At 69.9% G+C, this 12,954-nt stretch carries 13 protein-coding genes; all 13 read left to right on the forward strand.

What is annotated here, in order from left to right:
* The first annotated feature begins 65 nt into the window (after positions 1 to 65).
* The 13 genes from IEZ06_RS28805 to nuoK all read left to right on the forward strand — a co-directional run bounded on the left by IEZ06_RS28805 (position 66) and on the right by nuoK (position 12,937).
* Positions 66 to 824, forward strand: a complete 759-nt coding sequence (locus IEZ06_RS28805; protein WP_189239827.1) for a demethylmenaquinone methyltransferase — start codon at positions 66 to 68, stop codon at positions 822 to 824.
* A 117-nt stretch (positions 825 to 941) separates the two neighbouring features.
* Complete coding sequence (locus tag IEZ06_RS28810; protein ID WP_189239828.1) at positions 942 to 2,219, forward strand: geranylgeranyl reductase family protein; 1,278 nt, start codon at positions 942 to 944, stop codon at positions 2,217 to 2,219.
* A 118-nt stretch (positions 2,220 to 2,337) separates the two neighbouring features.
* A complete protein-coding gene (locus IEZ06_RS28815; protein WP_068898202.1) occupies positions 2,338 to 2,697 on the forward strand; it encodes an NADH-quinone oxidoreductase subunit A in 360 nt (119 codons plus the stop codon).
* 4 nt (positions 2,698 to 2,701) lie between these two features.
* Positions 2,702 to 3,253 carry a NuoB/complex I 20 kDa subunit family protein gene (locus IEZ06_RS28820; RefSeq protein ID WP_189239829.1) on the forward strand — a complete coding sequence of 184 codons (552 nt, stop codon included), beginning with the start codon at positions 2,702 to 2,704 and terminating at the stop codon, positions 3,251 to 3,253.
* Between the two features lie 83 nt (positions 3,254 to 3,336).
* A complete protein-coding gene (locus tag IEZ06_RS28825) occupies positions 3,337 to 4,014 on the forward strand; it encodes an NADH-quinone oxidoreductase subunit C (RefSeq protein WP_189239830.1) in 678 nt (225 codons plus the stop codon).
* A gap of 64 nt (positions 4,015 to 4,078) precedes the next feature.
* A complete protein-coding gene (locus IEZ06_RS28830; protein WP_189239831.1) occupies positions 4,079 to 5,404 on the forward strand; it encodes an NADH-quinone oxidoreductase subunit D in 1,326 nt (441 codons plus the stop codon).
* Positions 5,401 to 6,057: an NADH-quinone oxidoreductase subunit NuoE gene (gene nuoE, locus IEZ06_RS28835; RefSeq protein WP_189239832.1), complete on the forward strand. Its 657-nt coding sequence runs from the start codon at positions 5,401 to 5,403 to the stop codon at positions 6,055 to 6,057. The genes IEZ06_RS28830 and nuoE overlap by 4 nt, the downstream gene beginning before the upstream one ends.
* Entirely contained in the window at positions 6,054 to 7,343 is a 1,290-nt protein-coding gene (gene nuoF, locus IEZ06_RS28840; RefSeq protein ID WP_189239833.1) for an NADH-quinone oxidoreductase subunit NuoF, read from the forward strand. The genes nuoE and nuoF overlap by 4 nt, the downstream gene beginning before the upstream one ends.
* Before the next feature lie 52 nt (positions 7,344 to 7,395).
* Positions 7,396 to 9,831, forward strand: coding sequence for an NADH-quinone oxidoreductase subunit G (locus tag IEZ06_RS28845; RefSeq protein ID WP_189239834.1), 2,436 nt, complete (start codon positions 7,396 to 7,398; stop codon positions 9,829 to 9,831).
* A gap of 84 nt (positions 9,832 to 9,915) precedes the next feature.
* Positions 9,916 to 11,313, forward strand: a complete 1,398-nt coding sequence (gene nuoH, locus IEZ06_RS28850; protein WP_189239835.1) for an NADH-quinone oxidoreductase subunit NuoH — start codon at positions 9,916 to 9,918, stop codon at positions 11,311 to 11,313.
* The gene (gene nuoI / locus IEZ06_RS28855; RefSeq protein WP_084008490.1) at positions 11,300 to 11,815 is read left to right on the forward strand and encodes an NADH-quinone oxidoreductase subunit NuoI; all 516 of its coding nucleotides are present in this window, start codon (positions 11,300 to 11,302) and stop codon (positions 11,813 to 11,815) included. The genes nuoH and nuoI overlap by 14 nt, the downstream gene beginning before the upstream one ends.
* Positions 11,808 to 12,644 (forward strand): NADH-quinone oxidoreductase subunit J, encoded by an 837-nt coding sequence (locus tag IEZ06_RS28860; protein ID WP_189239836.1) that lies wholly within the window; start codon positions 11,808 to 11,810, stop codon positions 12,642 to 12,644. Before nuoI ends, IEZ06_RS28860 begins: the two co-directional genes overlap by 8 nt.
* Entirely contained in the window at positions 12,641 to 12,937 is a 297-nt protein-coding gene (gene nuoK, locus IEZ06_RS28865; RefSeq protein ID WP_068898216.1) for an NADH-quinone oxidoreductase subunit NuoK, read from the forward strand. The genes IEZ06_RS28860 and nuoK overlap by 4 nt, the downstream gene beginning before the upstream one ends.
* Positions 12,938 to 12,954: the final 17 nt, after the last annotated feature.

Here is a 12,954-nt window from a genome sequence, read left to right on the forward strand (position 1 = left end):
ACAGACTCTTGGTGATGATGTCGCTACTTTCCGTGGATTGTGCGCGCGGCCCTAGGCTTGCTGTCATGACGCGCGCTTCGCTGGACAAGCAACCGCACGAGGTCGCCTCGATGTTCGATCGCACGGCCCGGCGCTACGACCTGATGAACGACGTCCTCTCCCTCGGGCAGGACCGTCTGTGGCGCAGGGCCACCGCGGCCGCGGTCGACGCGGGCCCCGGTGAGCTCGTGCTCGACCTGGGCGCCGGCACCGGCACCTCGACCGACGCCTTCACCTCCCTCGGGGCGCGGGCCATCGCCTCCGACTTCTCCCTCGGCATGCTCCGCACCGGCGTCACGCGGCGCGGCGGGTCCGGCCTCTCCGGCGGCGGGGTGCGCGGGGTGACGTTCGTGGCCGGCGACGCGCTCAGGCTGCCGTTCGCCGACGACAGCTTCGACGCGGTGACGATCTCCTTCGCCATCCGCAACGTCGCGGACACCGAGCAGGCGCTGCGCGAGATGCTCCGGGTGGCCAGGCCCGGTGCCCGCCTGGTGGTCTGCGAGTTCTCCCGGCCGACGGCCAGGTCCTTCGACCTGGTCTACACGCAGTACCTCATCCGGATGCTGCCGATCGCGGCCAGGGCGGTCAGCTCCAACCCCGACTCCTACGAGTACCTCGCCGAGTCGATCAGGGCCTGGCCGGACCAGGCGGAGTTCGCGCGGACCATCCGGCGGGCCGGCTGGGAGCGGGTCGCCTGGCGCAACCTCTCGCTCGGCATCGTCGCGCTGCACCGGGCTTACAAGCCGAGTCCGGAAAATGGTGAATCGCCCGCCGTACCCGCCTGACACTTCTCCCCGGGAAAGCGTTAGACTGCCGCCCGACAAGTTTGTGAAGACCTTCACAAAGGAACGAAAGGCCCCTCACCCCGAGGCCGTCTAAGCGTGTAGGACAGGACAGGTCCCGTGACCGTGCCAGCCGCCCCGCAGCGGAGTGCCGCTGAGGCTGACGCCGACGTCATCGTCGTCGGCGCCGGGCCCGCCGGTTCGACAACCGCATTCCATCTCGCCCAGGCCGGACTGGACGTCCTGCTGCTGGAGAAGACCGCATTCCCCCGTGAGAAGGTCTGCGGCGACGGGCTGACGCCCCGCGCCGTGAAGCAGCTCATCGCCATGGGGATCGACATCGACGCCCCCGGCTGGGTCAGGAACAAGGGGCTGCGCGTCGTCGGCGGAGGCATGCGCTTCGAGCTCGACTGGCCCGAGCTGTCCAGCTACCCCGACTTCGGCCTGGTCCGCACGCGGCAGGACTTCGACGAGATCCTGGCCGCCAACGCGGTGCGCGGCGGGGCGCGCCTGCTCCAGGGCGTCAACGTCACCGGTCCGATCCTCGACGACCGCAGCGGCCACATCGTGGGCGTGACCGCGAAGAAGGACGGCGAGGAGGTCGCCTACCGCTCCCGGCTCGTGGTCGCGGCCGACGGCAACTCGACCCGCGTCTCCCTGGCGATGGGGCTGCACAAGCGCGAGGACCGCCCGATGGGCGTCGCGGTGCGGACGTACTTCACCAGCCCCCGCCACGACGACGACTACCTGGAGACGTGGCTGGAGCTGTGGGACGGCGACCAGCTGCTGCCCGGCTACGGCTGGATCTTCGGGGTCGGCGACGGCACCTCCAACGTGGGCCTGGGGCTGCTGAACACCAGCGAGTCCTTCAAGGGCATGGATTACCGCGACCTCCTGAGGCGTTGGACAAGGAACATGCCCCCCGAGTGGGGCTACACCGAAGAGAACATGACCACCCCGATCAGGGGCGCCGCGCTGCCGATGGCGTTCAACCGCCAGCCGCACTACACGCGGGGCCTGGTGCTGGTGGGCGACGCGGGCGGGATGATCAACCCGTTCAACGGTGAGGGCATCGCCTACGCGATGGAGACCGGCCGGATCGCGGCCGAGACCGTCGTCCAGGCACTGGGCCGCGGCACCGCCGCCCAGCGCGAACGGGTCCTGCGGGCCTACCCGCAGGTGCTGAAGGACGCCTACGGCGGCTACTTCACGCTCGGCAGGGGCTTCGTCGAGCTGATCAGCCGGCGCGGCGTGATGAACTTCGCGACCCGGCACGCGCTCCCGCACCCCCGCCTGATGCGCTTCGCGCTCAAACTCCTTGCTAATCTCACCGACCGGCGAGGCGACGCGTCCGACCGGATCATCAATGCCCTGTCGAAGGTCGCACCACCGGCATGACCTCACAAAACATCCGGAAGCCGGGACGAATGGTAATCATGCCCCCGCCTAGACTTATGCGTCATGACAACGTGAGCTACGCGCCGGCGCGCGTGGAGATGGGAGAGGAGGCGTAGCGATGGAGCTGTACGCACCCATCCTGGTGCTCGCCGTTCTGGGAGCGGGCTTCGCGATCTTTTCGGTGACGATCGCGCCCTTCACCGGTCCCAAACGCTGGAACCGCGCGAAGCTCGACGCCTACGAGTGCGGCATCGAGCCCACCCCCCAGCCGGTCGGCGGCGGCCGCTTCCCGCTGAAGTACATGATCACGGCGATGCTCTTCATCGTCTTCGACATCGAGATCATCTTCCTCTACCCGTGGGCGGTCGCGTTCGACCAGCTCGGGCTGTTCGGACTGGTCGAGATGCTGCTGTTCATCGTCACCGTGCTCGTCGCCTACGCGTACGTGTGGCGCCGCAAGGGTCTGGACTGGGATTAGGACTATGGGACTTGAAGAGAAACTCCCCAGCGGCTTCCTGCTGAGCACGGTCGAGCAAGCGGCCGGCTGGGCGCGCAAGAACTCCGTCTGGCCGGCGACCTTCGGCCTGGCCTGCTGCGCGATCGAGCTGATGGCGACCGGCGGTCCCAAGCACGACCTGGCGCGCTTCGGCATGGAGCGCGCCTCGGCGTCTCCCCGCCAGGCCGACCTGATGATCGTCGCGGGCCGGCTGTCCCAGAAGATGGCCCCGGTCCTGCGCCAGATCTACGACCAGATGGCCGAGCCCAAGTGGGTCATCGCCATGGGTGTCTGCGCCTCCAGCGGGGGCATGTTCAACAACTACGCCATCGTGCAGGGCGTGGACCACGTCGTCCCCGTCGACATCTACCTGCCCGGCTGCCCGCCGCGCCCGGAGATGCTCATCGACTCGATCGTGAAGCTGCACGACAAGATCCAGAACATGAAGTTCGGCGCCCACCGCGCCAAGCAGATCGACGAGCTCGAGCTGCGGGCGCTCCGGACGCTGCCGCTGATCGACCAGGGGACGGGAAAATGACTCGGAGCGAGTGCCCCGGAGTCCGCGGCGTGGTCCGCGAGGTACGAGCGGCCCGCGCCGCGAACGAGGAGCGGTGAGCGACCATGAGCACTGAGAACCTCCCCGGAGTGCCGGAGGAGCCGGTCGCCCACCTGGGCATGTTCGGGGCCCGGGACGCCGGTGACACCTCCGGCTTCGGCGGCCTCGTCGTGCGCCGGGCGCCGCAGCTGTCGACCCCCCGCCCCTACGGCGGCTACTTCGACGCGGTCGCCGACGAGCTGGAGCGCGCGCTCGGCGGCGACCTGGCCGACGCGGTCGAGCGCGTGGTCGTGGACCGGGGCGAGCTGACCTTCCACGTCAGGCGCGAGCGGCTGCTGGACGTCCTGCGGCACCTGCGCGACGACCCCGCGCTCCGCTTCGAGCTCTCGCTGGGCGTCTCCGGCGTGCACTACCCCCACCTGGAGGGTGAGGAGCTGCACGCGGTCATCCACCTGTGCTCGATCACGCACAACCGGCGCCTGCGCGTCGAGGTGTCCTGCCCCGACGCCGACCCGCACATCCCGTCCAGCGTGTCGATCTACCCGACGCACGACTGGCACGAGCGGGAGACCTGGGACTTCTTCGGGATCGTCTTCGACGGGCACCCGGCGCTGACCCGCATCATGATGCCCGACGACTGGGACGGCCACCCCCAGCGGAAGGACTACCCGCTCGGCGGCATCCCGGTCGACTACCGCGGTGCGCAGATCCCGCCGCCGGACCAGAGGAGGTCCTACAAGTGAGCGAGCGTGGCGAGCGAGCCATGGAGCGCAGCAGTTCGCGAACGAGTGCGACGGAGGAGGACTCGTGAGTGCCCCTTACGAGGAGGCGACCGAGGGCAAGGTCTACACGGTCTCGGGCAACGACTGGACCGAGCTGGTCAGCACGCTCAGCGGCCAGCAGGACGAGCAGCTCGTCATCAACATGGGCCCCCAGCACCCGTCCACGCACGGCGTGCTCCGCCTCATCCTCAACCTCGACGGCGAGACGGTCACCGAGGCCCGCACGGTCATCGGCTACCTGCACACCGGCATCGAGAAGACCTGCGAGTACCGGACGTGGACCCAGGGGGTCACGCTCGTCACCCGGATGGACTACCTGGCGCCGATCTTCAACGAGACGGCGTACTGCATGGCCGTCGAGAAGCTGCTGGGCATCACCGACCAGGTCCCGGAGCGGGCCCAGGCGCTGCGGGTGCTGACGATGGAGCTCACCCGCATCTCCTCGCACATGGTGGCCATCGCGACCTTCGGCATGGAGCTGGGCGCGACCACGCCGATGCTCTTCGGCTTCCGCGAGCGCGAGATGGTGCTCGACCTGCTGGAGTACATCACCGGCCTGCGGATGAACATGGCCTACGTCCGGCCGGGCGGCGTCTCCGTCGACCTGCCGGCCGGGGCGGTGGACAAGATCGGCGAGTTGCTCAAGGTCATGCCGAAGCGCATCAAGGAGATGCGGAAGCTGCTGGACGCCAACCCGGTCTACCTGGCCCGGACCAGGGACGTCGCCTACCTGGATCTCACCGGCTGCATGGCGCTGGGCGTGACCGGCCCGATGCTGCGGGCCGCCGGCCTGCCGTGGGACCTGCGCAAGTCGCAGCCCTACTGCGGCTACGAGACCTACGAGTTCGACGTCGCCACCGAGAAGACCGCCGACGTCTACGGCCGCTACCTCGTCCGGATGGCCGAGATGGAGGAGTCGCTCAAGATCATCGAGCAGGTCCTCGACCGGCTGGGCGGCCCGCTCAAGGGGCAGCGCGTGATGGTGGACGACAAGAAGATCGGCTGGCCCTCGCAGCTCGCGCTGGGCCCCGACGGCTACGGCAACTCGCCCGACCACATCGCGCACATCATGGGCGGCTCGATGGAGGCCCTGATCCACCACTTCAAGCTGGTGACCGAGGGCTTCCGGGTTCCGGCGGGCCAGGCCTACGCGAGCGTGGAGGGCCCCCGCGGGGAGCTCGGCGCCCACGTGGTCAGCGACGGTGGGACCCGGCCCTACCGGGTGCACTTCCGCGACCCGTCGTTCACGAACCTGCAGGCCGTACCGGCGACGTGCGAGGGCGGCATGGTCGCCGACGTCATCTCGGCGGTGGCCTCGATCGACCCGGTTATGGGGGGTGTGGACCGGTGACGTATTCGCCGGAAGTCCGCGAGCGTCTGGAACAGGACGCCAAGGAGATCATCGGCCGCTACCCCAGGACGCGGTCGGCCCTGCTGCCGCTGCTGCACCTGGTGCAGTCGGTGGACGGCTACGTCTCCGACGACGGCCACGAGTTCTGCGCCGAGATGCTCGGCCTGAGCAAGGCCGAGGTCGTGGGCGTGTCCACGTTCTACACGATGTACAAGCGCAAGCCGATGGGCGACTACCACGTCGGCGTGTGCGTCAACACGCTCTGCGCCGTCATGGGCGGCGACCAGATCTGGGACGAACTCTCCGAGCACGTCGGTGTCGGGCACGACGAGGCGACCCCGGACGGGAAGATCTCGCTGGAGCGGCTGGAGTGCAACGCCGCCTGCGACTTCGCCCCGGTCATGATGGTCAACTGGGAGTTCTTCGACAACCAGACGCCCGACTCGGCCAAGCAGCTCGTCGACGACCTGCGGGACGGCAAGGACGTCTCCCCGACCCGCGGCCCGAAGAAGCTCTGCACCTTCAAGGAGGCGTCGCGGGTCCTGTCGGGACTCCCCGACGACCTGGCCGGCGACGGCCCCTCGGCGGCGGGCCCCTCCCTGGAGGGCCTGAAGGTCGCCAAGGCCAACGGATGGAAGGCCCCCGAGGCATGACGACTCTCACCCCGGTCCTCACCGCGAACTGGGACCGGCCCGACTCCTTCACCCTGCCCGGCTACGGCGGGGACTACAAGGCGGCCAGGAAGGCGCTGGGCATGGAGCCCGACGCCGTCATCCAGGCGGTCAAGGACTCCGGTCTGCGCGGCCGCGGCGGCGCGGGCTTCCCCACCGGCATGAAGTGGGGCTTCATCCCGCAGGGCGACGGCAAGCCGCACTACCTGGTGGTCAACGCCGACGAGTCCGAGCCGGGCACGTGCAAGGACATCCCGACGATGATGGCCAACCCGCACGCGCTGGTGGAAGGCGTGATCATCTCGTCGTACGCCATCCGCGCGAACCAGGCCTTCATCTACGTGCGCGGCGAGGTCCTGCACGTCATCCGCCGCCTGCACGCGGCCGTGCGCGAGGCCTACGAGGCGGGCTTCCTCGGCAAGGACATCCTCGGCTCCGGCTACGACCTGGAGCTGGTCGTGCACTCCGGCGCGGGCGCCTACATCTGCGGCGAGGAGACGGCGCTGCTCGACTCGCTCGAGGGATATCGCGGCCAACCCCGTCTCAAGCCTCCGTTCCCGGCGGTGGCGGGCCTGTACGCCTGCCCCACTGTGATCAACAACGTCGAGTCCATCGCGAGTGTTCCCTCGATCATCGCCAACGGCGCCGAGTGGTTCGCCGGCATGGGCACCGAGAAGTCGGCCGGCTTCGGCATCTTCTCGCTGTCCGGCCACGTCACCCGGCCCGGCCAGTACGAGGCGCCGCTCGGCATCACGCTGCGCGAGCTCCTCGACATGGCGGGCGGCATCCGCGCGGGGCACCGGCTGAAGTTCTGGACGCCCGGCGGGTCGAGCACCCCGATCTTCACCGACGAGCACCTGGACGTGCCGCTCGACTTCGAGTCGGTCGGCGCCAAGGGCTCCATGCTCGGCACCCGGGCCCTGCAGATCTTCGACGAGACGACCTGCGTGGTCCGCGCCGTCATGCGGTGGACCGAGTTCTACGCGCACGAGTCCTGCGGCAAGTGCACCCCCTGCCGGGAGGGCACCTACTGGCTCAAGCAGGTGCTCAAGCGGCTGGAGAAGGGTCAGGGCACCGAGGAGGACCTGACCACGATCACCGACATCGCCGACAACATCCTGGGCCGCTCCTTCTGCGCCCTGGGCGACGGCGCGACCAGCCCCATCCACTCGTCGGTGAAGCACTTCCGCGACGAGTACCTCAAGCACTTCGAGATCGGCGGCTGCCCGTTCGACCACGCCCCGTCCACGGTGTGGGGGGCCAAGTGAACAAGCACAGCCGCGGCACCGTTTCGGTCATGGGGCCGACGGAGGAGGCACCATGAGCGTCGAACCCACCACCCCGGCGCAGCAGCCGGCGGAGCTGGTGACCCTGACGATCGACGGGTTCCAGGTGAGCGTCCCGAAGGGGACGATGATCATCCGGGCGGCCGAGCTGATCGGCATCCAGATCCCGCGCTTCTGCGACCACCCGCTGCTGGACCCGGCGGCCAACTGCCGCCAGTGCCTGGTGGAGATCACGGACGCGGGCAACGGCCGCGGCTTCCCCAAGCCGCAGCCCTCCTGCGCCATCGAGGTCGCGCCGAACATGGTCGTGCAGACCCAGCTCACCTCCCCGGTCGCGGAGAAGGCGCAGCGCGGTGTCATGGAGCTGCTGCTCATGAACCACCCGCTGGACTGCCCGGTCTGCGACAAGGGCGGCGAGTGCCCGCTGCAGAACCAGGCCATGTCCAACGGGCAGGGCGAGTCCCGCTTCCACGAGCACAAGCGCGTGTTCGAGAAGCCCGTCCCGCTCTCCACGCAGGTGCTGCTGGACCGCGAGCGCTGCGTGCAGTGCGCGCGCTGCCTGCGCTTCTCCGACGAGATCGCCGGCGACCCGCTCATCGAGTTCTTCGAGCGCGGGGCCAAGGAGCAGGTCGGCACGGCCGACGGCAGGCCGTTCCAGTCCTCCTTCTCCGGCAACACCATCCAGATCTGCCCGGTGGGCGCGCTGACCAGCGCCGCCTACCGCTTCCAGGCCCGCCCCTTCGACCTGGTCTCCACCCCCACCGCGTGCGAGCACTGCGCCAGCGGCTGCTCGCTGCGGACCGACCACCGCCGCGGCAAGGTCACCCGGCGCCTGGCCGGCAACGACCCGGAGGTCAACGAGGAGTGGAACTGCGACAAGGGCCGCTTCGCCTTCGCCTACGCCAACCAGCCCGACCGGCTGAAGACCCCCCTCGTCCGTGACGAGGAGGGCCACCTGGTCCCGGCCTCCTGGCCCGAGGCGTTCGCCGCCGCGGCCAAGGGCCTGGCCGCCGCCCGCGGGCGCGCGGGCGTGCTGGTCGGCGGCCGCGTCACCGTCGAGGAGGCGTACGGCTACGCGAAGTTCGCCCGGATCGCCCTCGGCACCAACGACGTCGACTTCCGGGCCCGGCCGCACTCCGAGGAGGAGGCGCGCTTCCTGGCGCACGCCGTCGCGGGCAAGGGCATCGAGCTCCGCTACCGCGACCTGGAGAACGCCCCGGCGGTGTTCCTGGTGGGCTTCGAGCCCGACGAGGAGTCGCCGATCGTCTTCCTGCGGCTGCGCAAGGCCTGGCGGAAGAAGGGCCTGAAGGTCTTCTCCGTCGCGCCGTTCGCCACCCCCGGCCTGGCCAAGATGAGCGGCACGCTCGTGGAGGCCGTCCCCGGCACCGAGGCGAAGGTCCTCGCGGACCTGGCCTCCTCCGCCCCGGCGCTCGCCGAGGCCGCGGAGGCGGTCAGGAAGCCCGGCGCGGTCATCCTGGCCGGTGAGCGCCTGGCGACCATCCCCGGCGCGCTGACGGCCCTGCTGAAGCTCGCCGAGGCGAGCGGCGCCCGGCTGGCCTGGGTCCCGCGCCGCGCCGGCGAGCGCGGCGCGCTGGAGGCCGGGGCGCTGCCGGGCCTGCTCCCGATCGGCCGTCCGGCCGACGACGCCGAGGCCCGCGCCGAGGTGGCCAGGGCCTGGGACGTCGCCTCGCTGCCCGAGGCCCCGGGCCGCGACACCTCCGCCATGCTGGCGGCGGCGCTCGGCGAGGAGCTCGACGCCCTCGTCGTGGCCGGTGTCGACCCCTACGACCTGCCCGACCCGGAGGCCGCCCTGGCGGCCCTGGAGAACACCCCGTTCATCGTGAGCCTGGAGCAGCGCGCCAGCGCGGTCACCGACCGCGCCGACGTGGTGCTGCCGGTCGCCACGGTGGTCGAGAAGTCGGGCACGTTCGTCAACTGGGAGGGCCGCGGCCGTACGTTCGCCGAGGCCCTGCCGGTCCCCGGGGTGATGAGCGACCTGCGGATCATCTCCGCGATCGCCGACCACATGGACGTGCACCTGGGCCTGCCGGACCCGGCCGCCGCCCGGCGCGAGCTCGCCTCGCTCGGCGCGTGGCGGGGCGCGCGGGCCGCGGCCCCGGCCGTTTCCGCCGGCACGGCCGCCGCCGTCCCGCAGGCCGGCGAGGCCGTCCTGGCCACCTGGCACCAGCTGCTCGACGACGGCCGCCTCCAGGTGGGGGAGCCGTTCCTGGCGGGTACCGCTCCGGTGGCCGAGGCGCTGCTGTCGGCGGCCACCGCGGCGGAGGCGGGTGTCGCCGACGGCGACAAGATCACCGTCACCACCGGGAAGGGCTCGCTGAGCCTGCCGGTGCGGATCGCCGGCCTGCCCGACCGGGTGGTGTGGCTGCCGGCCAACTCGGGCGGCCGCTCGGTGACCCGCGACCTGCGCGCCGCGGCCGGCGACATCGTCAAGATCGGAAGTGCCTCATGAGCGGGATACGGCCCGACGCAGTGAGCGAAGCGGTCCGCGAGGTGCGAGCGGCCCGCGTAGCGAACGAGGAGCGGTGAGCGACCTGTGAACACATCTCTTCTTCTCGCGGCCCCGGCTGCCGACCCGAACATGCCGGGCCTCGCCGACTTCGGCAAGGACCCGGTCGGGATCATGATCCTCAAGGGCGCCGTCATCTTCGTCGTCCTGATGCTGGGCGTGCTGTTCGGCGTGTGGTTCGAGCGCAAGCTCATCTCCCGCATGCAGAACCGGTACGGCCCCAACCGGGCGGGCAAGTTCGGCCTGCTCCAGTCGGTGGCCGACGGCCTGAAGATGGGTCTGAAGGAAGACCTGATGCCGCGGACCGTGGACAAGGTGATCTACTTCATCGCCCCGGTCGTGCTGGCCACCCCGGCCTTCATCGCCTTCTCGGTCATCCCGATGGGCCCGAAGGTCTCGATCTTCGGCACGGTCACCCCGCTGCAGCTGACCGACCTGCCGGTCGCGGTGCTGCTGGTGCTGGCCATGGCCTCCATCGGCGTCTACGGCATCGTGCTCGCCGGGTGGGGCTCCCGCTCGCCGTACGCGATGCTGGGCGGCCTGCGGGCCAGCGCCCAGGTGGTCTCCTACGAGATCGCGATGGGCCTGTCGTTCGTCGGCGTGTTCCTCTACGCGGGCACGCTCTCCACCTCGGAGATCGTCGCCGCGCAGGCGGTGGGCAACACGGTCACGCTGGGCGGGCTGTCGATCCCGATGCCCTCGTGGTACATGGTCCTGCTCATCCCGTCCTTCCTGATCTACATCGTCACCATGCTGGGCGAGACCAACCGGGTCCCCTTCGACCTGCCCGAGGGCGAGGGCGAGCTGGTCGGCGGCTTCCAGACCGAGTACTCCAACTCGCTGAAGTTCGCCGTCATCATGCTCGCCGAGTACGTCAACGTCTTCGTGGTCTCGGCCGTGTCGATCACCCTGTTCATGGGCGGCTGGCGGGCCCCGTTCCCGATCAGCACCTTCTGGCCGGAGGCCAACACCGGCTGGTGGCCGCTGCTCTGGTTCTTCCTGAAGATGGTGCTGGTGTTCGCCTTCTTCATCTGGTGCCGCGCCTCGCTGCCGCGGGTCCGCTACGACCAGCTGATGGCGCTGGGCTGGAAGATCCTCATCCCGATCAACCTCGGCTGGATCATGCTGGTCGCCACCGTCCGCGCCATGCAGCTGCAGGGCACCGACCGGACCGTCGTCATGATCATCGCCTCGGTCGTGGTCGTCGGCGGCTTCGCCATCTGGCTGCGCTTCGACAACGTCCTGCAGAAGCGCAAGGAGGCCAGGGCGGCCCAGGTCGAGGCGGAGTTCCGGCAGCTCCAGGAGGACCCGCACGCCGGCGGGTTCCCCGTACCGCCGCTCGACCTGCCGCACTACCACGGGGCAGCGGCCGCGCTGGAGACACGCGCTGACAAGACTGCGGAGGTTCCCAGTGGGAGCAACTGATTGGCTGAACCCCATCAAGGGGTTCGGCGTGACCTTCCACACGATGTTCAAGAAGGTCGAGACGGTCAACTACCCCGAGGAGAAGCGGCCCACGGCTCCGCGCTTCCACGGCCGGCACCAGCTCAACCGCTGGCCCGACGGCCTGGAGAAGTGCGTCGGCTGCGAGCTGTGCGCCTGGGCGTGCCCGGCCGACGCGATCTTCGTGGAGGGCGCCGACAACACCGAGTCCGAGCGCTTCTCCCCGGGGGAGCGCTACGGGCGCACCTACCAGATCAACTACCTGCGGTGCATCCTCTGCGGTCTGTGCATCGAGGCGTGCCCGACGCGCGCCCTGACGATGACCAACGAGTACGAGCTCGCCGACTCGACGCGCGAGGGGCTCATCTACACCAAGGAGATGCTCCTGGCGCCGCTCGGCCCCGGCATGGAGGCCCCGCCCCACGCCATGCGCCTCGGCGAGACCGAAGAGGACTACTACCGGCTGGGACGTACCAATGGGTGAGGCCATCACGTTCTGGGTGCTGGCGGTCGTTTCCGTGGCCGCCGCGCTCGGGCTCGTCTTCAGCCGCAAGGCGGTCTACTCGGCGCTCATGCTGGGCGTGGTGATGCTCTCGCTGGCCGTGCTCTACGCCGTCCAGGACGCGCCCTTCCTCGCCGCGGTGCAGATCATCGTCTACACCGGCGCCGTCATGATGCTCTTCCTGTTCGTGCTGATGCTCGTCGGCGTGGACTCCTCCGACTCCCTGGTGGAGACGATCAGGGGCCAGCGCTTCTGGGCGATCGTCGCGGGCCTGGGCTTCGCCGCGCTGCTGGGCCTCGCGGTCGGCAACGTGGTGTTCACCCCGGCGGTGGGCGTCGGCCAGGTGACGCAGGCCAAGGGCGGCAACATCCCCGCCCTGGCAGAGATGATCTTCACCAGGCACGTCTTCGCCTTCGAGGTCACCTCGGCGCTGCTGATCACCGCGGCGCTCGGCGCGATGGTGCTGGCCCACCGCGAGCGGGTCCGGCCCAAGGCCACCCAGCGCGACCTGGCCCGCGCCCGCTTCTCCGGCCCGCAGCCCTCGCCGCTGCCCGGCCCGGGCACCTACGCCCTGCACAACGCCATCGACATGCCGGCCCTGCTGCCGGACGGCTCGGTCTCGGCCAAGTCGATCAACCGGGTCCTCGCCCGGCACGAGCTGGAAGACGACTTCGCGCCGACCGACCCGGAGAAGGCCGCCATGATCAGGGAGGCCCTGGCCAAGGGCGAGGCCGAGGAGCGGGAGCACGGCGTCGAGCCGGAGCAGCCGATCCAGGCCAAGGACGCGGTCATCAAGGAGGACGGCCAGTGACCACCCACTACCTGGTGCTCTCCGCGCTGCTGTTCGCGATCGGGGCCGTCGGCGTGCTGCTGCGGCGCAACGCGATCGTGGTGTTCATGTGCGTGGAGCTCATGCTCAACGCCTGCAACCTGGCGTTCGTCACCTTCGCCCGGCAGCACGGAAACCTGGACGGCCAGCTCATCGCGTTCTTCGTGATGGTGGTGGCCGCGGCGGAGGTCGTGATCGGCCTCGCCATCATTGTGATGATCTTCCGAACCCGCAGGTCGGCGTCCGTGGACGACGCCAACCTGCTGAAGTACTAAGAGGTGGCCGGTGGAAT

It is taken from the genome of Planomonospora antibiotica (genome assembly GCF_014647955.1).
GTDB classification, from domain to species: Bacteria; Actinomycetota; Actinomycetes; order Streptosporangiales; family Streptosporangiaceae; genus Planomonospora; species Planomonospora parontospora.